This window comes from Stenotrophomonas sp. GL_101 (assembly GCF_057835675.1).
Map to the genome: position 1 here is coordinate 128,294 of NZ_CM174432.1, position 24,512 is coordinate 152,805.

Genomic DNA, 24,512 nt, shown 5'->3' on the forward strand with positions numbered 1-24,512 from the left:
GATCAGGCGGGGAACGGCACGGCCTGCAGCAGCGCGGCGATCACATCGTCGGCGCTTTTCTGCTCGGCTTCAGCGGCAAAGGACAGCAACAGGCGGTGGCGCATCACCGGCGCCACCAGCGCGTGCACGTCCTCGCGGGTGGCGGCGAAGCGGCCCTGCAGCAGCGCACGCGCCTTGGCTGCCAGCACCAGCGATTGCCCGGCGCGTGGGCCGGCACCCCAGCGGATCCAGTGGTTGACCGCCGCGGGTGCAGCGTCGCCCGGGCGGCTGGCGCGCACCAGGCGGGTGATCCAGCTCAGCACGTCGTCGCTGACATGCACCTGGCGCACGGCCGCCTGCAGGGCGAGCACGTCATCGGCATGCATCACCTTGGGCACGCTGCCGCTATGGCTGCCGGTGGTCTGGACCAGGATGTCGCGCTCTTCCTGTTCGCTCGGGTAGTCCACCCGCACGTGCAGCAGGAAGCGGTCCAGCTGGGCCTCGGGCAGCGGATAGGTGCCGGCCTGCTCGATCGGGTTCTGCGTGGCCAGCACGAAGAACGGTGATGGCAGTGCGTAGGTGGTGCCGGCGTAGCTCACCGTGCGTTCCTGCATGGCTTCCAGCAGCGCGGCCTGGGTTTTGGGCGGGGTGCGGTTGAGTTCGTCGGCCAGCAGCAGGTTTGTGAAGATAGGCCCTTGCTGGAAGCGGAAATGACGATGGCCGGTGCCGTGGTCTTCCTCCAGCAGTTCGGTGCCGAGGATGTCGCTGGGCATCAGGTCCGGGGTGAACTGCACGCGCCGGAACTGCAGCTCCAGGGCCTGGCCCAGCGAGCGCACCAGCAGGGTCTTGCCCAGCCCGGGCGCACCCTCAAGCAGCACATGGCCACCGGCGAGCAGGCCGATCAACAGCTGCTCCACCACGGCGTGCTGGCCCACCACCGCTTCGGCCAGCGCGTCGCGCAGCGGCTGCAGCCTGGGCAGCAGGGAATCGATGTCGGCAGTGGTCATGCGCAGGGCACCTGTACGGAAAAAAGAAAGGTCATCAACTGTTCAATGCATACATGACGATGTTGACGGCAAACCGGGTGTTGTCTTCGGCCAGGAACCGTTTGTTGCGCCAGTCGTAATCCCACTCGCAGCCGTAGTCCTTGTTGCTGTAGAGCACCCCGAGGCGACCGTCCACTTCGATGCCCTTGAGGTAATCGTGGACCAGGTCGTCGCCCCAGCCATTGAGTTCGAAGCCGGTGGCCGGCGGGCCATCGGGGAAGCGGAAGAAACTGCGGTACAAGGCATGGTTGTTGGGCAGCTTCTTCATCGCGGTGGGCCCGAACAGCTTGGCCATCTGCGCCTCGAACGATTTGGCGAACAGCCCGTCGATGTCGTGGTTGCAGTCATCGACGAACACAAAACCGCCGTTGCGCACGTAGCGGACGAAGTTCTGCCGCTCGGCGGCGTTGAACTCCACCAGCTTGTGCCCGGCCAGGTAGCAGAACGGCGCTTCCAGCATGCGCGGGTCGGACAGGGCGATGACATGCTCGGTCGGGTCCACGCGCAGGGAGGTGTAATCGATCAGCGAGGTGATGACATTGGACGGCATGCGCGCGTCCACGTCCCAGTCGCCGGAGTCGTACTTCAGGCGGGTGAACCAGAAGTCGTAGCGCCCGGCCTGGGCGCGAGCCAGCGAGGGCAGCGCCGCAGACGCGGCACTGCCCAACAGCAGGCGCAGGAACTGCGCGCGGTTCATCCGTGCATCAGACCGCGTCGGACAGCGAGGTGAAGGTGAAGTCGCGCAGCTTCATCGGCGGGATCATCATCACGAAGCTGGACTCGTCACCGGCCACGCGCACCGGCTTGCCCAGTTCCTCGATGTTGTTGAGCATGATCACCGGCGATTCGTTGAAGCGGAAGTTCTTCACCGGGTACTTGATCTGGCCGTTCTCGATGTAGAAGGTGCCATCGCGGGTCAGCCCGGTGAGCAGCACGGTCTGCGGATCAACCATGCGGATGTACCAGGTACGGGTGACCAGGATGCCCTTCTGGGTGCCGCGGACCAGCTCGGCGGTGCTCTTGTCGCCACCGCTCATCAGCAGGTTGCCCGGCGTCGCATTGGCGGTCTTGCCCTGCTTCTGCGCCCAGAACCGCGAGTATTCCAGGTTGGCGATCTTGCCGTTTTCGATGATCGGCAGCTTGCCGCGCGGCATGCCTTCGTTGTCCCACGGCAGTACCGGCGCTTCGGGGTGCCACGGGTCGGCATGCATGTTCACGCGCGGGTCGTAGACCTGCTCGCCCAGCTTGTTGCCACCGCCCTTCCTGGACAGGAAGCTGCGTCCTTCATCGGCCGAACGCGCGCTGAAGAAATTCATCATGAAGCTGATCAGGCCGGCCGCGGCGGCCGGTTCCAGGATCACCGTGTACTTGCCCGGTTCCAGCGCCTTGGCTTCCTGGGATTCCGTGGCCTTGCGCATCGCGATCTGGATGTCCTGGTCGGCCTTGAAGTTGGCAGCATCCTTGAGGTTGCGCCCGACCCAGCCCGAGCCGCGGCCGTCTTCGGTACGCACGGTGCAGGTGTAATCGAAGTTGGTGCTGCGCTGGTAGCCGAAGTTGCCGTTGCTGTTGGCGGTGGCGGTAAAGCCCTGGCCGTCTTCCAGGAAGCCGGCGGCGATCAGGCCCTTGCCCCGGCACGGGGCGATCGAATCGGCGGCGACCTTGGCGCGAAACGCCGGGTCGATGGCGGCGGTAGAGGCGCTGAAGGTCGGGCTGGGGGTGTAGGCCTGCTTGCCGATGGCCGGCATGAACTCCGGGTTTTCCGGGGCCAGCCGGGCCAGGTCTTCGGCGCGGCGGACCACGCGTTCCAGCGCGGCGTCGTCGAACTCGTTGATCGAGGCGGTGCCGACGCGCTTGCCGAAGGCGACGGTGACCGCCAGTTCGGTGTTGTCGACGATGCCGCTGGTGGAGACGTTGTTGAGCGCAAAGCGGATGTTGCCGTCGATCGAGCCGGCCAGCACGGCGGTGCATTCATCGGCCTTGGACAGCGCGATGACCTTGTCGAGGATGGCCTTGGCTTGTGCTTCGGTGAAGATACTCATGGTGTAAAGGCTCCTGACCGATCAGCCGAGGCTGCGTGCGGTGTTGATGACGTTGATGCCGTTGAAGCGCGCAGTGGACGACCCGTGCGAGACCGCCGAGACCTGGCCCGGCTGGCCCTTGCCGTCGAAGAACGATCCGCCCAGGCGGTAATCGCGTTCATCGGCCACGGCACTGCAGGCGTTCCAGAATTCCGGCGTGCGGATCTGGTAGGCCACGTCTTCGAGCATGCGGGTGATCTTGCCGTTCTTGATTTCGTAGAACAGCTGGCCGCCGAACTGCGCGTTGTAGCGCTGCTGGTCGATGGAGAACGAGCCGTCGCCGATGATGTAGATGCCGTTTTCGACGTCCTTGACCAGGTCGGCCACGCTCAGCGGGGTCCTGCCCGGTGCCATGGACACGTTGGCCATGCGCTGGAACTGCACGCTGGACCATGAGTCGGCATAGCAGCAGCCGTCCGATTCGGTCTTGCCCAGGATGTGGGCCTGGTCGCGGATGGTCTGGTAGTCCACCAGCTTGCCGTCGCTGATCAGGTCCCAGCGCTTGGTCTTGACGCCTTCGTCGTCGTAGGCCACCGCGCCGAGGCTGCCCGGCTGGGTCTTGTCGGCGAAGATGTTGACCTTGTCGCTGCCGTACTGGAAGTGCTGCTCGCGCTTGTCCAGAGTGGCAAAGCTGGTACCGGCATAGTTGGCTTCATAGCCCAGCACGCGGTCCAGTTCCAGCGGGTGGCCGACCGATTCGTGGATGGTCAGCCAGGTATGCGAGGGATCCAGCACCAGGTCGTACTTGCCCGGCTTCACCGACGGAGCCTTCAACTTCTCCTGCGCCTGTCTGGCGGCGGCGATGGCGTCTTCCTTCATGTCGTAGGAAGAACTGTAGTTGACCACGCCGTTGGGGGTGAGCACCTTGCCGGCGGCGGCACCATCGAGGTACTCGTAGCCCATGCCCATCGGCGAGGACAGGCCTTCGCGGGTGCGGAACTTGCCGCTGGCCTTGTCGATGGCGGTGATCGTCATCGGCGCCCAGATGCGGTGCACATCCTGGTCGATGTAGGAGCCATCGGTACTGGCGAAGTACTTCTGTTCGTTGACCAGGAACAGCATCGAGTTGACGAAGCTGGCCCCGGCGGCGAGCGCGGCGGCGTTGACGTCCAGCAGCAGCTCGACCTTCTCCTTGATCGGCACGTCCATCGCGTTCTTGCGGATCGGGGTTTTCCAGCTCACTTCGCCCACGCCCGGCGCGGCGGCCAACTGCACCGGCGCGGTCTGCACGCCCGAGTTGGCCCTGGCAATCGCGGCGGCCTGCTGCGCGGCGCGCGCCACATCGGCGGTGCCCAGCTGGTTGGTGGCGGCAAAGCCCCAGGCGCCGTTGACGATCACGCGGATGCCCACACCGGTCGATTCGGTGTTGACCACGTTCTGCACCTTGTCTTCGCGGGTGATCACGAACTGGCGCAGGTAACGCCCGATGCGCACGTCGCAGTAGGTGGCGCCGGCCTGGCGGGCGGCCGCCAGCGCGGCATCGGCCAGGCGCTTCTTCAGCCCCAGGTCCAGGGTGCTGTGCAACTGCTCGGCGGCAATCACCTTGCCGAAGAACGCCGGCACGATCAGGCCGCCAGCGGTAAGCCCGGTCAGGGCCAGGAAGTCACGTCTTTGCAAGGCAGCTCTCCACGTCGGTGTGGGGGTGGCAGGGGAACGGCGACAGCGTGGCAGCCGGATGCGCCCGGTCGCCGTAAAAAGGGTTGTTCAGCAGGGTGCGGGGCGCGTGCGACATGCTCATCCCAGGCTGCGCGCGGTGTTGATGATGTTGATGCCATCAAAGCGCGTGGTCGACGAACCATGCGAGACCGCCGAGACCTGGCCCGGCTGGCCCTTGCCATCGAAGAACGAGCCGCCGAAGCGGAAATCGCGTTCGTCGCAGATCGCGCTGCAGGCGTTCCAGAACTCGGGGGTACGGATCTGGTAGGCCGCATCTTCGACCATGCCGGTGATCGCACCGTTCTTGATCTGGTAGTACAGCTGGCCGCCGAACTGCGCGTTGAAGCGCTGCTGGTCGATGGAGTACGAACCGCGGCCGTGGATGTAGATGCCGTTCTCGACGTCCTTGATCATGTCGGCCACGCTCAGCGGGGTCTTGCCCGGCGCCAGCGACACATTGGCCATGCGCTGGAACTGCACGCTGGACCAGGAGTCGGCGTAGCTGCAGCCGTGCGATTCGGTTTCGCCCAGCAGGTGCACCTCGTCGCGGGTGGCCTGGTAGTTGACCAGGATGCCGTCGCGAACCAGGTCCCAGCGCTTGGTCTTCACCCCTTCATCGTCGTAGCCCACCGCGCCCAGGCTGCCCGGCGCGGTCTTGTCGGCGAAGAAGTTGACCCGCTCGCTGCCCCAGCGGTAGCCGGCGTCGCGCTTGTCCAGCGTGGCAAAGCTGGTGCCGGCGTAGTTGGCTTCATAGCCCAGCACGCGGTCCAGCTCCAGCGGGTGGCCGACGTTTTCGTGGATGGTCAGGAACAGGTTGGACGGGTCCAGCACCAGGTCGTACTTGCCCGGCTTCACCGACGGCGCCTTGAGCTTCTCGCGGGCATGGCGCGCGGCGGCGATGGCGTCCTCGACCGGGTCGTAGGAATCGCGGTAGGCGGTGATGCCCCCCGGCAGGGCGATCTTGCCGCGGGCATCGCCGTCCAGGAACTCGTAGCCCATGCCCATCGGCGAAGACAGGCCGGCGCGGGTGCGGAACTTGCCGCTGGCCTTGTCGATGGCGGTAGCGGTGAACGGCAACCAGATGCGGTGCACGTCCTGGTCGATGAACGAGCCGTCGCTGGAGGCGAAGTACTTCTGTTCATTGACCAGGAACAGCGTGGAGTTGATGAAGTTGGCGCCGGCGTTGAGTGCCGCCGCGTTGAGGCTGAGCAGCAGGTCGACCTTGTCCTGCAGCGGGACGGCCATCGCGTTGGTGCGGATCGGGGTCTTCCAGCTGACCTCGCCTGCTCCGGTGACCGGGGCCAGCTGCACCGGGCGGGTCTGGATGCCGGCATTGGCGCGGGCGATCGACGCGGCCTGCTCGACGGTGGCCTTCACCGCCGCCAGGGTCTGCTGGTGGGTGGCGGCAAAGCCCCAGGCGCCGTTGACGATCACCCGGATGCCGATGCCCGACGATTCGCTGTTGGTGACGTTCTGCACCTGCGCCTCGCGGGTGATCACCGCCTGGTTGAGGTAGCGCCCGATGCGCACGTCGCAGTAGCTGGCGCCCAGCCGCTTGGCGGTTCCGAGCGCGGCGTCGGCCAACGCCTTGCGGCGGGCCCCATCGGCCGGTTCGAGCAACTGCTCGGCGGCGATCAGGCGGGAGTGCGGCAGCATCAGGCCAGCCAGGCCCATTCCAGACAGCGTCAGAAACTCACGGCGTTGCACAGCTTGCGATTCCCCGGATACGGTCGTCGGCGCGTGGCCAACGGCGATGGACAAGTCGCTGACTTTCGGTGGCGCACGCCAGTGGCACAAGTGACTGCGGTCATGGTTGGATGTGCATTGTCGAATTCATCTTGGGCGTGACATGAGCCAGCCGCAGTGGTCCGAAGCCTGCGAACGCAATCGTGAGCCGATCCTGGCGGTGTTGCGCCGCCACCTGCATGACCGCCGCCGGGTGCTGGAGATCGGCAGCGGTACCGGCCAGCACGCGGCGTACTTCGCCGCACAGTTGCCACACCTGCAGTGGCAGGCCAGCGACCATCCCGACCAGCTGCCCGGCCTGGGTGAGCGCCTGTTGCAGGCGGCGCTGCCCAATGCACCGGCGCCGTGGCCGCTGCAGGCGGTGCTGGTGCCCCATCTCGGCCTGGCCCCGCTACCGGATGCCCGCATGGACTTCGATGCGGTGTTCAGCGCCAACACGCTGCACATCATGAGCTGGGCGCACGTGCAGGCATTGTTCGCCGGCCTGCCGGCGGTGCTGGCCGAGGATGCGCTGCTGTGCATCTACGGCCCGTTCAACTACCGGGGCGATTTCAGCAGTGACAGCAACCGCCAGTTCGATGCCTGGCTGAAGGCGCGCGACCGGCACTCGGGTATCCGCGACGCGGAGGCGGTCGATGCGCTGGCCGCCGCGCAGGCGCTGTACCTGGTGGAGGATGTGGCGATGCCGGCCAACAACCGGCTGCGGGTGTGGCGACGGGGGCGGCCGCAGGCCTTGGTGGCGCGGCCATGGCCGCGGGCACTCGCGCCGGGCGCACCCTGCGGTTAGGATCGTGAGGGGAGGTTGTTGTGACAACCCGGGGGAGTTTGCATGGCAGTGGCAAGACAGACGTTGGCCGGCGTAGCGCTGGCGGCGGGGATGATGGCGGGTCTGGCGGTATTCGGGGTGGCGGCGCAACCGCTGCCTGCCGTGCAGGAGTTCTACTTCGACCAGGACGGTGCCGCCGCTCCGGTGGTGGTGGTGCCCGGCAACGGCAGTGACCTGGTGGATCAGCTGATGAAGCAGCGCGAGCGCGGCCGCAGGATGCTCGACGCGACCGTGCAGCTGGCGGGCGTGGCGATCGCGCAGGGCCGTCCGGAACTGGGTCGCAGCCTCTATGAGGAGGCCACCAGCAGCAGCCCGGCCACCTCCAGCGCCGGGCGCACCGTGCGCTGGAACTACGGCTGGGACCTGTTCCGGCTGGGCGAGGTGGATGCCGCGCTGGACCAGTGGAGCAACGCCCAGAATGGAATGCGGGGCAACCCGTCATGGGTGCCACCGACCTTCGCGCTGGCGCTGTGGACGCAGGGCCGCAAGGACGAAGCGGTGCAGTGGTACGCCGCCGCCGTGCGCACCGAGCCGCAGCAATGGAGCGGCACCGGCCGCTACGCCGAACTGTTGCCGAACTGGCGCGAAAACGAGCGCGCCACCCTGGCCGACGTACAGCAGGCCTGGGCGGCGAAGCCACCGGCCTGGCCCTGAGCCAGCAGCGGGCTGGCCCGGTCAGCCGTCGGCGTTGACCGTGCGGCCGGTGGCCCACTCGCGCAGCGCGTTGACCTGTTCGGCCATCAGTACCGACAGCGGGCGGCTGGTACGGATCTCGGCCATCAGCAGGTCGGTATCCAGCACGCGCTCTTCGGCGTGCGCGGCGTACAGGCCGGCCACCACCGCCTGCTCGATTTCGGCCCCGGAGAACCCGTCGCTGGTGGCGGCCAGCGCCGGCAGGGCGAAATCGTCGGCATTGAGCTGGCGCCGGCCCAGGTGCAGGCGCAGCAGTTCCACGCGGGTGTTGGCGTCGGGCAGGTCGACGAAGAAGATCTCGTCGAAGCGCCCCTTGCGCAGCAGCTCGGCCGGCAGCTCGTGCACCTGGTTGGCGGTGGCCACGATGAACACCGCACCCTTGCGCTCGGCCAGCCAGGTCAGCAGGTAGCCCAGCACGCGCCGCGATACCCCGCCATCCTCGCCGCCGCTGGCCAGCCCCTTCTCGATCTCGTCGATCCACAGCACGCACGGCGCCAGCTGCTCGGCCGAGGCCAGCGCTTCGCGCAGGTTCTTCTCGGTCTCGCCGTGGAACTTGTCATACAGGCTGCCGAAGTCCAGCCGCAGCAGCGGTACCCCGAAGCCGGCGGCGGTGGCCTTGGCCAGCATCGACTTGCCGCAGCCCTGCACACCCAGCAGCAGCATGCCCTTGGGCGGGTCCAGCCCGGCTGGGCCCTGGCCGCCCAGGAACACCGGGCGGCGCTGGTTGACCCAGCGTTTGAGCCGGTTGGCCCCGGCCACGTCGGCAAAGCGGGTGGTGTCGTACTCGTAATGCAGGTGGCCGGCGCGGTTGAGCAGTTCAAACTTGAGCCGGGCCAGCTGCGGCAGGTCGTCCTGGCTGAGCGCGCCGTCGGCGAAGATCAGCTGCCGGCCGATGCGGCGGGCGTCCACCATGCTCAATCCACGCAGGTTGTGCAGGATCTTCTTGACCGCCTCGTTGTCCACTTCCACCCGTCGCCCGCCATTCTCGCGGGCGTAGGCCTCGGCTTCCTCGCGCAGCATCTTCAGCAGCGCGTTGAGGTCGGGCAGGCGCGGGTTGAAGCGGGTGGCCAATGCCTCCAGCTCGGCCGGCAGCTCCACCTTGGCCCCGATCAGCACCAGGACGTGGGCCTCGCAGTGCCGGCGCTGGATCAGGTCGCGCAGCGCGCGCTGGTGGCTGGCATAGCCCAGGTAGGGGTGGAAATCGAGCAGCAGGTAGATCCCGCGCTGCTCGGCCTGGCGGATCATCTGCAGCGCCGAGCTGGCATCGGGCGGCCCGATCGGGTCGTCCTCGCGGTCCATGTCGATGCGGCGCAGGCCCTCGGTGATCGACCACCGGTGCAGCGCCCGCCATACATGCATCAGGGTCTGCCGGAACAACTCGACGACGCGGCCTTCATCCTGGGTCTCGATGATGATCAGCGGGGTATTGGCGCGGATAAGCGCACTGAGGTCCTGTAACTCGCTCATGCCGGCTTGCAGTCCATTGGATCGCGCACGATAGCAAAGCGGCGGCCGCCGCAGGAGTTCAGCGGGGCGACTATCTCCGTCACCGATGGCGGTGTACGCTGCGGTGACGTTCCCCGGAAGCGAGGCTGGCATGAAGACGATCCTGGTAGCCGGTTCCAAGGGTGGGGTGGGCAAAACCACCGTCGCCACCCATCTGGCGGCGCACGCCGCACTGGACGGCAGACGGACCGTGCTCGCCGACGCCGACCCGCAAGGCTCCAGCACCCGCTGGGCACAACGCCGCGCGATCCTGGAAAGTGCCGTACTGCCGGTGGATGTGTACCGGAAGAAGGCATGGGAGAAGCTGATCCCCGAGGGCACCGACGAAGTCATCATCGACGCGCCTGCCGGTGCATTGGCCGACGATCTGGGCCATTTTCTCGATGTTGCCGACGCCGTGGTGGTCCCCGTGCTGCCCTCCGCGCTGGATATCGAAGCCATTGTCGGCTTCCTCAACAGCCTGTCCAAGGTGCCGCGCGTGCACAAGCGGGCGCTGCCGGTAGGGCTGGTGCTCAACCGTACCAAGCCGTGGACACAGACCTCCCAGCAGGCCATCCAGATGCTGGCCGATTGGCCGTATGACGTTGTCGCGCAACTGCGCGACAGCCAGAGTTATGTGGTGATGGTCGGGCTGGGACGCAGCCTGTTCGATTACCGCTCCGCGCAGGTGCGCGAGCACCAGAGTGACTGGGAGCCACTGTTGAAGTGGCTGAAGAAAGCCTGATCCGGAAGAGAGCCTTTATGCGAGAACTGATCCTGCTGCGTCATGCCCACGCCGAAGCCGCCAGTACCGGCCAGGCCGACCTCGACCGTCCGCTGTCCCCGATCGGCCTGGCCGAAGCGGAAGCGGCCGGCCGCTGGTTGAAGGAAAACAACCTGCTGCCCGATTGCGTGCTGTGCTCGCCGGCGCGGCGCACCCGCGAAACCCTGGAAACGGTGCTGGAAATCACCGGCTTCGTCGAAAAACGGCTCGAAGATACCGCCTACGATGCTACCCCGGGCACCCTGATGGGCTTGATCGACGCCCGCCGTGACGTGGACCGGCTGCTGGTGGTGGGCCACAACCCGGGCCTGGAACAACTGGTGGCGCTGATCAGCGAAGGCACCAGCAGCGACTATCGCGGCATGCCGCCGGGCGGTATCGCCGTGCTTGCCCTTGATCGTGATGCCAGCATCGAGCCCGGCGCTGCCAGCTTGACCGCCTTCTGGTGGCCGTAGCCCATGCCGGTAGTGCGCGCGCTGTTGGGCTGCCTGCTGGCATTGGTAGCCGGGGCAGCCTGCGCTGAGCCGCCTGCTCCAGCACCGCACCAGGTGCTGGAGTTCGATACCGCGCGTTCGCGCTTCGGCTTCGAGATCCGCACCCGCCTGGGCCAGCGTATCGAAGGGGTGTTCCCGCGGTTCGAGGGGCGCATCGAAGTGCTGTCCGATGGGCGCCACCAGGTGCACCTGCGGATGTTCACCCGCTACGTGGAAATCCCCGGCAAGCACCGCTACACCGGCTGGATGCGTGGCGAGGAGTTCTTCGACTCGGCGCGCTATCCGGTGGTCGAGTTCGACTCCATCCCGTACTGGCCCGACGTGGTCGACAAGGGCGGCGGGGTACAGGGGCGCTTGATCCTGCGCGGGGTCAGCCATCCCGAAACGCTGCAGGTGGCGCCGGCGGAGTGCGCCCGGGCCGGGTATGATTGCGACGTGGTCAGCCGCGGCAACGTGCAGCGTGGCCGCTATGGAATGGACAGCTGGCAGCTAGCCTTGAGTGATCGAGTGACCTTCGTCTTGCGTGCGCGTCTGAGTGAGGCGCCGAAACCGTGAATCCAGTGATGCGTTTGTGGGTGCTGGCAATCCTGTTGCTGGTCAGTGGTTGTACGTCGCTGTCCAACGCAGAGCGCGATCGCGCTGCCGGCATTGCCGCGCAGGCGCGCTCGACCGTGGTCGACTGCACCCTGCCTGACCGTTGCGCGCTGGATTCCCCCTTGCGCGCGCTGGGCGGCAAGGCCTTCACCGAATCCACCGACGCCGCCCCGCGCCACTACGCCACGATCATCGACGAGGGTGAAGTGTCGCTGGTGGCGCGCCTCAACCTGATCCGCAGCGCCACCCGCAGCATCGACCTGCAGACCTACATCTTCGACAAGGACGACAGTGCCCGCTTGATCCTGGAGGAACTGCTGGTCGCGGCAGGGCGCGGGGTCAAGGTGCGGGTGCTGATCGATCAGCTCTCGGCGATCTCCGACCTGGAAATCCTCGGCGCCCTGGCCAGCAGCCACCAGAATTTCGAGCTGCGGGTGTACAACCCGACCTTCGGCAAGGCCCGGCTGAACTACTTCGATTACGTCGGCAGCGTGCTGTGCTGTTTCCGCCGTTTCAACCAGCGCATGCACAACAAGCTGCTGGTGATCGACGATGCGCTCGGCGTGGTCGGCGGGCGCAACTACCAGGACGATTATTACGACTGGGACAGCGAGTACAACTTCCGCGACCGTGACGTGCTGCTGGCCGGGCCGGAAGTGCGCGAGATGGCGGCCAACTTCGATGCGTTCTGGAACGCGCCGCGCAGCGTCGCCGCCGAGCGCCTCAACGACGTCGGCCGCACCCTCCTCAAGCAGGGCGCCCCGGCCATGCCGCCGGTCGCCTACCGGCACCCCGAGCGGGTCGAGCGGGTCAGCGCGGAGGCCAATGATCCGGCCTACATCACCCACGCGCTGGTCGACACCGCGTTGCCGGTCGCGTCGGTGCGCTACGTCGCCGACCTGCCGCGCAAGCATCGCCGCGAGCGTGCCAGCCAGCCGGCCAACGGCCAGCACGTCACCGAACCGCAGCTGGACGCGTTGATTTTGGGTGCGCAGCGCGAAGTGCTGCTGCAGACGCCGTACCTGGTGTTGTCCAAACCGGCGCGCAAGTTGTTCCGTGACCTGCGCAAGCGCGAGGCGCCGCCGCGCATCGTGGTGTCCACCAACAGCCTGGCCTCCACCGACAACCCGATCGTGTATGCGCTGTCCTACAAGTACAAGCGTCGCAACATGCGCGAGCTGGGCTTCAACATCTACGAATTCAAGCCGTTCCCGCTGGATGCCCCGGTCGACTACCGCAACCTGCTGCCGGCACCGCTGGGCGATGCACCGCCGTCGGACGGCAAACGCAGCAGCCTGCTCGGCGGCAGCGCGGCGGGCAGCAATGCACGCGGCAGCGGCAGCGGCAGCAGCGACCGCCGCAGTGCCGCTGCCGATCCAGCGCAGGGCACGCCGCGCCAGCCCACCCCCGGCCCCGCCGCGCGCCGGCGTACCGACGGCAGCGTGGTCGAACGCCGCGTGCTGCGCGCCGAAACCCGTCCCTCGTTCCTGGGGACCAAGGCCGTCAACAAGCCGCTGCCGGTCACCCGCACCGGCGCCCGCATGGGCCTGCATGCCAAGTCGATGGTGGTCGACCGCCGGATCGGTGTGATCGGCACGCACAACTTCGACCCGCGCAGCGAAAACTACAACACCGAAGGTGCGGTGATCATCGACGACCCGGTGTTCGCCGAGGCGCTGGCGCAGAGCATCCTGCGCGACATCCATCCGCAGAATTCCTGGGTGGTGGCGCCGCGGACCAAGCCGCCGGTGCTGTCCGGTTTGAACTACAGCGTCGGTAAAGCCTCCGAAGCGCTGCCGGTGCTGGACTTCTGGCCATGGCGCTACGCCACCGATTACGAGTTCCAGCCCGGCCCGGACTGCCCCGCGCCGCTGCGTCGCCAGCACGCCGACTTCAGCAAGTGCTATGTCGCCGTCGGCGACTTCCCCGAAGTCAATGTCGGGCCGAAGTGGTTGCTGGTACGCATGCTGACCGCCTTTGGCGCCGGCCTGGTACCCATCCTGTAATTCCCTTCGTTGCACGGAGCTGCTGCATGTCCCAGGTATTCCGCGAGGCGGTGTCGATCGAGGCACTCAACAGCATGAGCCGCAACACCCTGATCGAGCACCTCGGCATCGTGTTCACCGCCGCCGGCGACGACTGGGTCAGTGCGACCATGCCGGTGGACGAACGTACCCGCCAGCCCTACGGCATCCTGCACGGCGGCGCCTCGGTGGTGCTGGCCGAAACCCTCGGCAGCAGCGCCGGCAACCTGTGCGTGGATACCCGGCAACAGGTCTGCGTGGGCCTGGAGATCAACGCCAACCATATCCGTGCCCAGCGCGGCGGCGTGGTCACCGGTACCGCGCGGGCGGTGCACGTGGGCCGCAGCACGCAGGTCTGGGACATCCGCATCGAAGATGAGCAAGGCCGCCTGGTCTGCACCTCGCGCTTGACCCTGGCGGTGGTGCCGGCCGTGCGCCCGGGCTGATAGCTGCACCGCGTGGATGCTGTGTTGCACCGGCCACCTCCGTGCGCCGGCGCACTGTTGCTGTGGGCGTTGTGCCGGGGCCGGGCACTGGCTTGACCGGGTGCGGCGGCTGGCCCGGGCCTGTCATCGAATTGTCCGGTTTCAGCTGGCAGACCCTGCGGCGCTCGGGTATCGTTCGCGGATGACTTCCCCGACCCCGGCCTCGCGTGGCGGCGTGGCGCGTGCGTGCCGTTACCTGTACCGCGTACCGTTGCTGCTGGTCCACCTGCTGCTGTTCCTGCCGATGCTGCTGATTGCGATGTTGCCGCCATGGGCAGGCATGCGCGTGGGCAATCGCCTGTTTGAACACGTCGCGGTCAACGCATGGTCGTCCGGGCTGATGTGGATCTTCGGTTTCCGCCTGCACCGGATCGGTACGCCGCTGCCGGGTGCGGTGCTGTTCGTGGCCAATCACGTCAGTTGGGTCGATATCAACGTGCTGCACAGCCAGCGCATGATGGGTTTCGTGGCCAAGCGCGAGATCGCCAGCTGGCCGGTGGTCGGTTGGCTGGCCGCGCGTGGGCAGACCATCTTCCACCAGCGTGGCAGCACCGAGTCGCTGGGGGGCGTGATGCAGGAAATGGTGGTGCGGCTGCGCGAGGGCAAGGCGGTCGGGGTGTTCCCCGAGGGCCGTACCCGTGGCGGCCACGAGGTCGGCCCGTTCCATGCCCGTATCTTCCAGGCCGCGGTCGAAACCCAGGTCCCGGTGCAGCCGGTGGCACTGCGCTACGGCTATCGCGGCGATGCCCAGACCCTCGTTGCGTTCGGTCCGGGCGAAAGCTTCTTTGCCAATTTCCTGCGACTGCTGGGAGAACCGGCACGCCGGGCCGAGGTGCATTTCCTCGCGCCCATTGGTAGCCACGACCTGGAAGGCCGTCGCCGCATCGCCGAAACCTCACGGGCGAGCATCCTGGCGGCGATGTCCAGCCCGTAGTGGATGGCGGCCCTTCACGCGCCAGCGTCGCAACCGGGAGCAGTCTGCCGCCCATGTTGACCGCTGCCGATTACCGCCCGCCGCGCTGGCTGCGCAATCCGCACCTGCAGTCGATGCTCAGTTCCAGCCGCATGCGCATGCAGCGTGGCCTGGTACTGCTTGCCGCCACCGGTGCGGTCACCGAAGAACTGATCCTCGATGGGGGCGAAGGTGTCCGCCTGCAGGGCTGGCACAGCCACATCGAAGGCCGCGCGCCCATCGGCATGGCCCTGCTGCTGCACGGCTGGGAAGGCAGTGCCGAGTCCAGCTACATGCGCATGACCGCCGCGCGCATGCTGGAAGAAGGCTTTGACGTGGTACGGCTGAATTTCCGCGACCATGGCAACACCCACCACCTCAACCCCGGCATCTTCCACTCCAACCGCATCGACGAAGTGGTGCAGGCCGCCGGCGACATCGCCCGGCGCTGGCCGCAGCTGCCGCTGGTGGCCGCCGGCTACTCGCTGGGCGGCAACTTCGTACTGCGCCTGGCACTGCGTGCGCCGGCCGCCGGCGTGCCGCTGTGCCGGGTGGCCTCGGTATGCCCGGTGCTGGACCCGGCGATCACCATGGAGAGCATCGAGAACGGCCCGGCGATGTACGACTGGTACTTCCGGCGCAAATGGGCCGTCTCGCTGCGCCGCAAGCGCGACCTGTTTCCCGAGCTGAGCGACTGGGACGACCGCGTGCTCCGGCTCGACATCCGCGCACTCACCGCATGGCTGGTCGAACACCACACCGATTTCGGCTCGCTGCAGGCCTACTTCGACGGCTACTCGATCGCCGGCGATCGCCTGGCCGATCTCACCGTGCCGGCCGACATCCTGATGGCCAAGGATGATCCGGTGATCCCGTTCGCCACCTTCAGCAACTGGCGGCTGCCGGCCCATGCGCACCTGGAAATCGCGCCGTGGGGCGGGCATTGCGGGTTCCTGGAGAACTGGCGCGGCGATGGCTTCTCCGAGCGTTGGGTGGCCCAGCGGCTGCGCCAGGAAGCCCCGGGTTGACCGGTCCGGCGCCGACCTGCGCCGGACGGACGTGTTCTACAATCGGGGTTTGACCCCAAGCTGGACCGTCATGCAAGACAACATTCTCCAAGCCCTGCGTCGCAACGCGGCCGATGAGGCCGTGCAGCTTGCGCGGCAGTGGACCACCGCCGAGCCGGAGCAGCCGCAGGCGCACCGCTGGTTGGCGCTGTCGCTGCAGCAGCAGGGCCAGTTCGATGCCGCGCTGGAGAGCCTGCAGCAGGCCCTGGCGCTGGCCCCGGACAATGCCGACCTGCACCTGCAGCACGCCGGCCTGCTGCTGGCGCTGCGCCAGTTCGAGGCGGCGGGCAGCGCGCTGGACCGCACCGCCACGCTCAACCCCAACGAATTCACCGCCTACCTGATGCAGGCGCACATGGCGTTGAGCCGCAACGATATCGACGAAGCCGAGCGGATCACCCGCATCGCCAGCCGGGTGGAGGAAGACCACCCGGAACTGGCCGCGCTGAACGGCATGATCGCGCTGCGCCGGGGCGACAGCGACCGCGCGGTCGTGCTGCTGTCCACCGCCACGCGCGCCCTGCCCGACGACCCGCGCGTGCTCTACGCGCTGGGCTTTGCCTACCTGGGCAAGGAGATGCTGGCCTTTGCCGAGCAGGCCTTCCGCCGCGTGCTCGAACTCAATCCGGCAGTGACCTCGCTGCAGGGCCTGCTGGTGCAGCTGGCCCTGCGCCAGGGCCATACCGATACCGCCGCCACCTTGTTGGGGCAGATGCTGGCCCAGCCCGACGGCGACACCCCGGCGATGCGCCGCCTGGCCGGTGAGTTGGCGCTGCAGTCCGGGCAGCCGATGCAGGCGCTCGACCACCTGCTGCCGGTGCTGGAACAGTGGCCGGCCGACCGCCAGACCCTGCAGCTGCTGCTGATGGCCTGGCAGCGCCTGGGCCGCGAGCAGCAGGCCCGCGAGACCCTGGACGCAAGCTTGGAAAGCAACCCGCAGCTGCATGACCTGTGGTTGGCGCGGTTGTCGATCGAAACCGTCGGCAGTGCCGAGGCCGGCGCGGTGGGTGAGCGCTGGCTGCAGGCCATGCCCGACCATCTGCCGGCGTTGGAAACCCGCATGCGCCTGCACGACATGGCCGGAGAAGCCGACGCTGCCGAAGCGGTCGCCCGCCGTATCGTGGCGATCGAGCCGGGCCGTGCCAGCGGTGAAGCCCGGATCGTCGATGCGCTGCTGGCGCGCGACCCGGGTGCTGCGGTGGCGCATGTGCAGGCCATCCATGACGGTGCACCGGACCCGGCCAAGCCGGGCCTGCGTGCCTGGCTGGGGTCGATCCAGGACCAGGCCGGCCTGCAGGCCGACGCGCTGCGCACCTGGGTCGACCTGCACGTGGACGAAGCGGCCCAGCGCCTGCCGTTGCCACCGCAGGCCAAGGCACCGCTGAGCTGGCCGGACAAAGGCACGATCAGCGCGTCCACCGCCGCCCGCCCGATGTTCGTGTGGGGCGCGCCGGGCTCGGGCGTGGAGCGGGTGATCGCCGCGATCGCTGCCGCCAGCCCGGTACTGCGTGGTGATCGCTTCGGCGCCAGCCCGCCCGACGATGCCTTCCAGAGCTACCACACCCTGCAGGACCTCTCCACCGGCAAGCTCAGCCCGGAGCAACTGGTGGCGCAGTGGCGCGAGCAGCTCACCGCGCGCGGCCTGGCCGATGCCAATGTGATCGACTGGCTGCTGTGGTGGGACAACGCGCTGCTGTGGGCGCTGCGCCCGCAGCTGCCCGAAGGTCGCCTGCTGCTGGTGCTGCGCGACCCGCGCGACATGCTGCTGCACTGGCTGGCCTACGGCGCACCGGCCCCGTTTGCGGTGACCTCCATCGACGAAGCCGCCGAGTGGCTGGCGCGTTCGTTGGCCCAGGTGGCCACGCTGCACGAGCAGGACCTGTACCCGCACGCATTGGTGAAGATCGACGATATCGGCACCGACGCGGCGATGATGGCCGAGCAGCTGGGACGGCTGTTCGGCACGCGGTTCCCGCCGGCCCCGACGTTGGGCCCGTGGCGCATGGATGCCGGGCACTGGCGCACCTACCGCGCGCTGTTGGCCCCGGCGTTCGCGCTGCTGACGCCGGTCGCGGTCCGTCTTGGTTATCCGGAAGAATGAGGAATCCCGCATGCGCCTGAGCAGTACCAGCCTCCACAACAGCCAGCCGATCGCGGCCGAATTCGCCGCCGGCGACGCCAACGGCTTTGCCGGCAACCGCAACCCGCAGCTGGCCTGGAGCGAGGTGCCCGAGGGCACGCGTTCGTTCGCGCTGCTGTGCATCGACCCCGACGTGCCGACCGTGCCGGACACCGTCGGCCGCAGCGACTGCAGCGTGCCGCGTGACCAGCCGCGCGCGGATTTCGTGCATTGGGCAATGGCCGATATCCCGGCCAGCGTCCGTGACGTTGCCGCCGGCAGCTGCAGCGAAGGGTTTACCGTCAAGGGCAAGACCGCGCCGGCCGGTCCGGCCGGGTCGCGCCAGGGCCTGAACGATTTCACCGGCTGGTTTGCCGGCAACCCGGACATGGCCGGGCAGTACCTGGGCTACGACGGCCCGTACCCGCCCTTCAACGACGAGCGGGTGCACCGTTACTTCTTCCGCGTGTTCGCGCTGGAGGTGGCGCAGTTGGCGCTGCCCACGCCGTTCACCGCCGCCGACGTGCATCGCGCGATGCAGGGCCACGTATTGGCCGAGGCGACCCTGCATGGCACCTACACGCTGAACCCGGCGCTGGCGTAACGCGGAGGATGTCGGCCGGCTACCGCGTAACGACCAACGGTCGTTACCTACCGAGGTAACGCGGCTCGCACCGGTAGGTGCCGACCGTTGGTCGGCACAGCGCGATGAATGTCAGCCGGCCATCGCGTAACGACCAACGGTCGTTACCTACCCAGGTAACGCGGCTCGCACCGGTAGGTGCCGACCGTTGGTCGGCACAGCGCGTGGTATGTCAGCCGGCTACCGCGTAACGACCAACGGTCGTTACCTACCCAGGTAACGCGGCTCGCACCGGTAGGTGCCGACCGTTGGTCGGCACAGCGCGGAGGATGTCAGCCGACCACCGCGTAACGACCCACGGTCGTTACTTACCGACGTTTTCCGATTCGACCACCATGTCCAGCACGTAGGCCAGCGATGAGGCGTCGGCCGGGGGATTGGCGATCTTGTATCGCTTCAGCCGCACTACGTTGCGCACGCCATCTTCATGGGTGTAGCCCTCGATGGTGCCGTAGAAGTTTTCCCACTCGCCCGGCGTGCCCTGCTTGAGGCCCTTGTCGTCGAACTTCACTTCGCGGGTCTGCAGGCACTGCATGTTCGGGATCAGCGGGTGCGAGCACGGCTTGGTCTGCGCGGCCACTTCCAGGAACACGGTTTCGCCTTCGCCACCAAAGCGGGTTTCAGCAGTCGGCTCGGGGTTGAACACCAGCACGTCGCCCGCGGCGGTGCGCAGGGTCAGCTGGCCCTGGTCGGCCAGTTCCACCTTGAGTGCGCCTTCCAGGCGCGAACCCACCGCCTGGTCAAGCGCCATAAGCGCCTTGTCGGTGCAGGCCATCGTGGTCGAGGCCATCGGCGATACGGTCAGCGTGCCATCGGCCAGGGTGTAACCACCGCCCATGCGGTTGCAGGTGTTGCTGACCGACAGGCGGCCATCGTTGAAGTCCAGCGTGACCCGCTGGTCGGCGCGCGCGAACAGCGCATCCACGCGCTTGCCGCTGGCATCGGTGGCGCCGTCCAGCAGCCAGTGGCTGCCCTGCAGGCGCTGCACGTCCAGCTGGGCGACGGCCTTCTGGTCAGCGGCGGCCGCCGGTGCCGGGGCCAGGTCATCGCGGCCGGTACCGGCCGGTGCGTTGGACGGGCTGCTACAGGCGGCCATCAGGGCCAGCGGCAGGATCAGCATCAGGGTGCGGGTGCGGTTCATGGACATCTCCTTGGGAACCCGGGGAAAAACGCTGCAACAGGGAAAACAGGGTCACGCGGCCGGGGCCGTGTTCAGTTGCCAGCAGGCAACCACAGCAGCAGGGCCGCGCCGAGCGCGATGCGGTAGAACGCAAACGCGGTGAACTTGTGCGACTTGATGTAGCCCAGCAGCCACTTCACTACGACGAAGCCGGTGAGGGTTGCGGCAACGAAGGCCACGCCGACATCGGTCCAGTTCTCGCTGGCCAGATTGCCGTCCTTGGCCAGTTCCAGGAACGCATAGGCGCTGGCCGCGAACATGGTCGGGATGCCGACCAGGAACACGAACTCGGTGGCCGCCGCACGCCGGCTCAGGCCGAACAGCATCGCGATGAAGATCGCCGCGGCCGAGCGCGAGGTCCCCGGGAACACCCCGGCCACCACCTGGGCCAGGCCAACCAGGATCGCGACCTTCCAGGTCACTTCGTCGCGGTCGGGCAGGCGCGCGCTGTAGGTTTCCACCAGGATCATCCAGATGCCGCCGATGATCAGCGCCCAGGCCACCGGGGTGACCGTCTCCGGCAGTTCCCAGCCGGCCAGGCGCACCGGCAGGCCGACGATCGCGGTGACCAGGAAGGCCGTGCCCAGCTTCATGACGTAGTCGCGGTTGGCGCGCTCGTGCAGGCCGGTGGCCAGCGTCCACAGGCGCTGGCGGAACACCAGGGTGATGGCGAGGATCGCGCCGGCCTGGATGATGATGTTGAAGAAGTCCGAACGCGCGCCCAGCCAGTGCTGGGCGATCAGCAGATGGCCGGTGCTGGAGATCGGGAGGAATTCGGTAAGGCCTTCGAGAATGCCCAACAGGAGGGCGGAGAGCAGGTCGGACATCGGGAAGTTTGGGCTCGGGATCGTGACAACAGGGGTAGAGCATAAAACATCAAACGCCGCACCAAATGTGTGCATGGTGCGGTGGTTGCACCGTTATGGTGCGGTGGGTACCTCGCTGTAACGGGTGCAGGCCCAGTGAAATCAACAACTTGTGAACCCCAGGAAGTTGGCACGGCGATTGCTCTATCCCTGTACGCAATCATCCATCCGAGGGTTTCACCGATGTCCGTGGAAAACGTTGAGAAGCTGATCAAGGACAACCAGATCGAGTTCATCGACCTGCGTTTCGTCGACATGCGCGGTATTGAACAGCACGTCACCTTCCCGGTGAGCATCGTGGAGCCGGCGCTGTTCGAAGAAGGCAAGATGTTCGATGGCAGCTCGATCGCCGGCTGGAAGGGCATCGCCGAATCGGACATGGTGCTGCTGCCGGACCCGGCCAGCGCGTATGTGGATCCGTTCTACGCCGACCCGACCCTGGTGATCAGCTGCGACATCCTCGACCCGGCCACCATGCAGCCCTACGGCCGCTGCCCACGCGGCATCGCCAAGCGCGCCGAGGCCTACCTGAAGTCCTCCGGCATCGCCGAGCAGGCCTTCTTCGGCCCGGAGCCGGAGTTCTTCATCTTCGACTCGGTGCGTTTCTCCAACGACATGGGCCACACCTTCTTCAAGATCGATTCCGAAGAAGCGGCCTGGAGCACCGGCGACAAGTACGACGGCGCCAACAGCGGCTACCGTCCTGCAGTGAAGGGCGGTTATTTCCCGGTGCCGCCGACCGACTCGCTGCACGACCTGCGCGCTGAAATGTGCAAGACCCTGGAACAGGTCGGCATCGAAGTGGAAGTGCAGCACCACGAAGTGGCCACCGCCGGCCAGTGCGAGATCGGCACCAAGTTCAGCACCCTGGTGCAGAAGGCCGACGAACTGCTGCGCATGAAGCACGTCATCAAGAACGTGGCCCACCGCAACGGCAAGACCGCCACCTTCATGCCCAAGCCGATCGTCGGCGACAACGGCAGCGGCATGCACGTGCACCAGTCGCTGTCCAAGGGCGGCACCAACCTGTTCTCCGGCGACGGCTACGGCGGCCTGAGCCAGATGGCGCTGTGGTACATCGGCGGCATCTTCAAGCACGCCAAGGCGATCAACGCCTTCGCCAACTCCGGCACCAACAGCTACAAGCGCCTGGTCCCGGGCTTTGAAGCGCCGGTGATGCTGGCCTATTCGGCACGCAACCGCTCGGCCTCGTGCCGCATTCCGTGGGTGTCCAACCCGAAGGCGCGCCGCATCGAAATGCGCTTCCCCGATCCGATCCAGTCCGGCTACCTGACCTTCACCGTGCTGATGATGGCCGGCCTGGACGGCATCAAGAACCAGATCGACCCGGGCGCACCGAGCGACAAGGACCTGTACGACCTGCCGCCGGAAGAAGAAAAGCTGATCCCGCAGGTCTGCTCCTCGCTGGACCAGGCGCTGGAAGCACTGGACAAGGACCGCGAGTTCCTCAAGGCCGGTGGCGTGATGAGCGATGACTTCATCGATGGCTACATCGCGTTGAAGATGCAGGAAGTGACCCGCTTCCGCGCCGCCACACATCCGCTCGAGTACCAGATGTACTACGCCAACTGAGCACCCGGTGGCGATGACGAAGGACCTCCCTCCCACCTTCGTCATCGCCGCCGCGTTGTCGGCTGGGGAGCCGGCAACGCAACACGCGGTAGAGCGGACCGTTGGTCCGCTGCATTAATCGTAGAGCGGACCGTTGGTCCGCTGCATCAATCGTAGAGCGGACCGTTGGTCCGCTGCACCACCAGGGGCAAGAGAGACCGGACGCGTGCCATGGGCCCTTCCTCCCTCCCGCGTCATCCCTGCCGCCGCCTTCCCGGGCAGCGACAGTGGACAGGCCCAGGCAACGTTCGGCGCACCGGTAGGCGGCCATGTGCAAGTGGCCGCCTGCTGACCTGACACCGGCCTGCACGCCAAGGCCGGTTCCATCCACCATCGGGACATGCGCATGAAACTGATCTCCGCCATCATCCGGCCGTTCAAGCTCGACGAGGTCCGCGAGGCCCTCTCCGATGCGGGCGTGTCGGGCATCACCGTGACCGAAGTGAAAGGCTTCGGCCGCCAAAAGGGCCACACCGAGTTGTATCGCGGCGCGGAGTACGTCGTGGATTTCCTGCCCAAGATCAAGATCGAAACCGTGGTCACCGATGACCGCCTGGACGCGGTTGTCGAGGCGATCCAGACCGCGGCCGGCACCGGCAAGATCGGTGACGGCAAGATCTTCGTGACTGCGGTTGAACAGGTCATCCGCATCCGCACCGGCGAAATCGGCGCTGACGCGCTCTAACCCCACTCGGAGCCCACAATGAAGACTTCCTTGTTCACCGGGTGGCAAGCCCGGTTCCATGCCGTGTGCCTGATGATGCTGCTCAGCGCGCTGGCCGTTGGTGCGCTTTCCTCCACCGCCCATGCCCAGGCGCAGGTGACGCCGGCCGCGTCGGCCGAAGTGACCGTCGAACCGCTGCCCACCGCGGAGGCCGCTGCGGCACCGGTGGCAGAGGCCGTCGCTGCGGCCGCACCGGCCTTCGACCACGGCAACGTCGCCTGGATGCTTACCTCCACCCTGCTGGTGCTGCTGATGGTGGTGCCGGGCCTGGCCCTGTTCTACGGCGGCCTGGTGCGGTCCAAGAACGTATTGTCGATTCTCAGCCAGATACTGGTGGTGTTCTCGCTGATCCTGATGCTGTGGGTGGCCTACGGCTACAGCGCGGTGTTCAGTGAAGGCAACGCCTTCTTCGGCTCGTTCACCCAGTTCGCCTTCCTCAAGGGCTTCGCGCCCGATTCGGTCGGCAACACGCCCATCGCCGGGTTGCCGGATTACCTGTTCGTCGCCTTCCAGTCCACCTTCGCCGGCATCACCACCGCGCTGATCGTCGGCGCCTTCGCCGAGCGCATCAAGTTCAAGGCGGTGCTGCTGTTCTCGGCGCTGTGGTTCACCTTCAGCTACATCCCGATGGCCCACATCGTGTGGGGCGGTGGCTATCTCGGTGAAATGGGCGCGATCGACTTCGCCGGTGGCACCGTGGTCCACATCAACGCCGGTGTCGCCGGCCTGGTGGGTGCGTACTTCGTCGGCAAGCGCATCGGCTACGGCCAGACCGCGCTGAAGCCGCACAACGTGCCGTTCACCTACATCGGCGCGATGCTGCTGTGGGTGGGCTGGTTCGGCTTCAACGCCGGCTCGGCCGCCGCCGCCGACACCGTGGCCTCGCTGGCCTTCATCAACACCATCCTCGCCACTGCCGCGGCGGTGCTGGGCTGGACCCTGGTAGAAGCGGTCAGCAAGGGCAAGCCGTCCGCGCTGGGCGCTGCCTCCGGCGCGGTCGCCGGCCTGGTCGGCATTACCCCGGCCTGCGGCACCGTCGGCCCGCTGGGTGCGATCGTGATCGGCCTGGTCGCCGGCGTGGTCTGCGTGTGGGGCGTCACCGGGCTCAAGCGCCTGCTGCGCGTGGATGACACCGCCGACGTTTTCGGCGTGCACGGCATCGGCGGCATCGTCGGCGCCCTCCTCACCGGTGTGTTCAGCGCGCAGTCGCTGGGCGGCACCAAGGCCGACCTGGATATCGGCCACCAGGTCTGGGTACAGCTGGTCAGCGTCGGCTTCACCATCGTCTGGTGCGCGGTGGTCACCGTGGCGATCCTGCTGGTGGTGCGCCTGGTGTTCGGCCTGCGCGTCACCGAAGAGGCCGAGCGCACCGGCCTGGACGTCACCTCGCACGGCGAGTCCGCCTACGAGGTCTGACCGCCCCGCAACGTAATGTCGGG

Annotated in this window: 22 protein-coding genes; 14 read left to right on the top strand and 8 right to left on the bottom strand. The window is 67.1% G+C overall.

Features of this window, described 5'->3' with window-relative positions; genetic code table 11:
- Window positions 1–2 precede the first annotated feature (2 nt).
- The 5 genes from AC3IR9_RS00535 to AC3IR9_RS00555 form a co-directional block, all read right to left on the bottom strand.
- The gene (locus tag AC3IR9_RS00535; RefSeq protein WP_489293319.1) at window positions 3–986 is read right to left on the bottom strand and encodes an AAA family ATPase; all 984 of its coding nucleotides are present in this window, start codon (window positions 984–986) and stop codon (window positions 3–5) included.
- A 34-nt stretch (window positions 987–1,020) separates the two neighbouring features.
- Entirely contained in the window at window positions 1,021–1,722 is a 702-nt protein-coding gene (locus AC3IR9_RS00540) for a DUF4159 domain-containing protein (protein WP_489293321.1), read from the bottom strand.
- 7 nt (window positions 1,723–1,729) lie between these two features.
- The gene (locus AC3IR9_RS00545) at window positions 1,730–3,064 is read right to left on the bottom strand and encodes a TldD/PmbA family protein (RefSeq protein ID WP_489293323.1); all 1,335 of its coding nucleotides are present in this window, start codon (window positions 3,062–3,064) and stop codon (window positions 1,730–1,732) included.
- A 21-nt stretch (window positions 3,065–3,085) separates the two neighbouring features.
- Window positions 3,086–4,720, bottom strand: coding sequence for a TldD/PmbA family protein (locus AC3IR9_RS00550; protein ID WP_489293324.1), 1,635 nt, complete (start codon window positions 4,718–4,720; stop codon window positions 3,086–3,088).
- A 117-nt stretch (window positions 4,721–4,837) separates the two neighbouring features.
- Window positions 4,838–6,466 carry a TldD/PmbA family protein gene (locus AC3IR9_RS00555; protein WP_489293325.1) on the bottom strand — a complete coding sequence of 543 codons (1,629 nt, stop codon included), beginning with the start codon at window positions 6,464–6,466 and terminating at the stop codon, window positions 4,838–4,840.
- A 142-nt stretch (window positions 6,467–6,608) separates the two neighbouring features.
- On the opposite strand from AC3IR9_RS00555, the gene AC3IR9_RS00560 reads away from it, so the two are divergent.
- Together AC3IR9_RS00560 and AC3IR9_RS00565 are read left to right on the top strand one after the other, a co-directional pair.
- Entirely contained in the window at window positions 6,609–7,292 is a 684-nt protein-coding gene (locus AC3IR9_RS00560) for a DUF938 domain-containing protein (protein WP_489293326.1), read from the top strand.
- 42 nt (window positions 7,293–7,334) lie between these two features.
- On the top strand, window positions 7,335–7,985 hold the full coding sequence (locus AC3IR9_RS00565) for a tetratricopeptide repeat protein (RefSeq protein WP_489293328.1): 651 nt from the start codon (window positions 7,335–7,337) through the stop codon (window positions 7,983–7,985).
- A 21-nt stretch (window positions 7,986–8,006) separates the two neighbouring features.
- On the opposite strand, the gene AC3IR9_RS00570 is transcribed toward AC3IR9_RS00565, so the two are convergent.
- On the bottom strand, window positions 8,007–9,491 hold the full coding sequence (locus AC3IR9_RS00570; RefSeq protein ID WP_489293329.1) for an AAA family ATPase: 1,485 nt from the start codon (window positions 9,489–9,491) through the stop codon (window positions 8,007–8,009).
- Between the two features lie 130 nt (window positions 9,492–9,621).
- Here AC3IR9_RS00570 and AC3IR9_RS00575 point away from each other — a divergent pair, with 130 nt between their 5' ends.
- From AC3IR9_RS00575 to AC3IR9_RS00615, 9 genes are all read left to right on the top strand, one after another.
- On the top strand, window positions 9,622–10,254 hold the full coding sequence (locus tag AC3IR9_RS00575; protein WP_489293331.1) for a nucleotide-binding protein: 633 nt from the start codon (window positions 9,622–9,624) through the stop codon (window positions 10,252–10,254).
- Window positions 10,255–10,271: 17 nt separating this feature from the next.
- Complete coding sequence (locus tag AC3IR9_RS00580) at window positions 10,272–10,748, top strand: SixA phosphatase family protein (RefSeq protein WP_489293333.1); 477 nt, start codon at window positions 10,272–10,274, stop codon at window positions 10,746–10,748.
- A 3-nt stretch (window positions 10,749–10,751) separates the two neighbouring features.
- Entirely contained in the window at window positions 10,752–11,342 is a 591-nt protein-coding gene (locus AC3IR9_RS00585; RefSeq protein ID WP_489293335.1) for a YceI family protein, read from the top strand.
- Window positions 11,343–11,350: 8 nt separating this feature from the next.
- Window positions 11,351–13,387, top strand: a complete 2,037-nt coding sequence (locus AC3IR9_RS00590; protein WP_489293336.1) for a phospholipase D family protein — start codon at window positions 11,351–11,353, stop codon at window positions 13,385–13,387.
- Window positions 13,388–13,413: 26 nt separating this feature from the next.
- On the top strand, window positions 13,414–13,851 hold the full coding sequence (locus AC3IR9_RS00595; protein WP_489293337.1) for a hotdog fold thioesterase: 438 nt from the start codon (window positions 13,414–13,416) through the stop codon (window positions 13,849–13,851).
- Between the two features lie 181 nt (window positions 13,852–14,032).
- The gene (locus AC3IR9_RS00600) at window positions 14,033–14,824 is read left to right on the top strand and encodes a lysophospholipid acyltransferase family protein (RefSeq protein WP_489293338.1); all 792 of its coding nucleotides are present in this window, start codon (window positions 14,033–14,035) and stop codon (window positions 14,822–14,824) included.
- 56 nt (window positions 14,825–14,880) lie between these two features.
- A complete protein-coding gene (locus AC3IR9_RS00605; RefSeq protein ID WP_489295946.1) occupies window positions 14,881–15,870 on the top strand; it encodes a YheT family hydrolase in 990 nt (329 codons plus the stop codon).
- Between the two features lie 70 nt (window positions 15,871–15,940).
- The gene (locus AC3IR9_RS00610; protein WP_489293340.1) at window positions 15,941–18,010 is read left to right on the top strand and encodes a tetratricopeptide repeat protein; all 2,070 of its coding nucleotides are present in this window, start codon (window positions 15,941–15,943) and stop codon (window positions 18,008–18,010) included.
- A 10-nt stretch (window positions 18,011–18,020) separates the two neighbouring features.
- Window positions 18,021–18,632 (top strand): YbhB/YbcL family Raf kinase inhibitor-like protein, encoded by a 612-nt coding sequence (locus AC3IR9_RS00615; RefSeq protein WP_489293342.1) that lies wholly within the window; start codon window positions 18,021–18,023, stop codon window positions 18,630–18,632.
- 343 nt (window positions 18,633–18,975) lie between these two features.
- On the opposite strand, the gene AC3IR9_RS00620 is transcribed toward AC3IR9_RS00615, so the two are convergent.
- Window positions 18,976–19,812, bottom strand: a complete 837-nt coding sequence (locus tag AC3IR9_RS00620) for an META domain-containing protein (protein WP_489293344.1) — start codon at window positions 19,810–19,812, stop codon at window positions 18,976–18,978.
- A 71-nt stretch (window positions 19,813–19,883) separates the two neighbouring features.
- The gene (locus AC3IR9_RS00625; protein WP_489293346.1) at window positions 19,884–20,678 is read right to left on the bottom strand and encodes an undecaprenyl-diphosphate phosphatase; all 795 of its coding nucleotides are present in this window, start codon (window positions 20,676–20,678) and stop codon (window positions 19,884–19,886) included.
- A gap of 222 nt (window positions 20,679–20,900) precedes the next feature.
- On the opposite strand from AC3IR9_RS00625, the gene glnA reads away from it, so the two are divergent.
- The 3 genes from glnA (at window position 20,901) to AC3IR9_RS00640 (ending at window position 24,489) form a co-directional block, all read left to right on the top strand.
- Window positions 20,901–22,310, top strand: a complete 1,410-nt coding sequence (gene glnA / locus AC3IR9_RS00630; RefSeq protein WP_489293347.1) for a type I glutamate--ammonia ligase — start codon at window positions 20,901–20,903, stop codon at window positions 22,308–22,310.
- Between the two features lie 385 nt (window positions 22,311–22,695).
- On the top strand, window positions 22,696–23,034 hold the full coding sequence (locus AC3IR9_RS00635) for a P-II family nitrogen regulator (protein WP_489295947.1): 339 nt from the start codon (window positions 22,696–22,698) through the stop codon (window positions 23,032–23,034).
- Window positions 23,035–23,052: 18 nt separating this feature from the next.
- Window positions 23,053–24,489, top strand: a complete 1,437-nt coding sequence (locus tag AC3IR9_RS00640; RefSeq protein WP_489293348.1) for an ammonium transporter — start codon at window positions 23,053–23,055, stop codon at window positions 24,487–24,489.
- Window positions 24,490–24,512 lie beyond the last annotated feature (23 nt).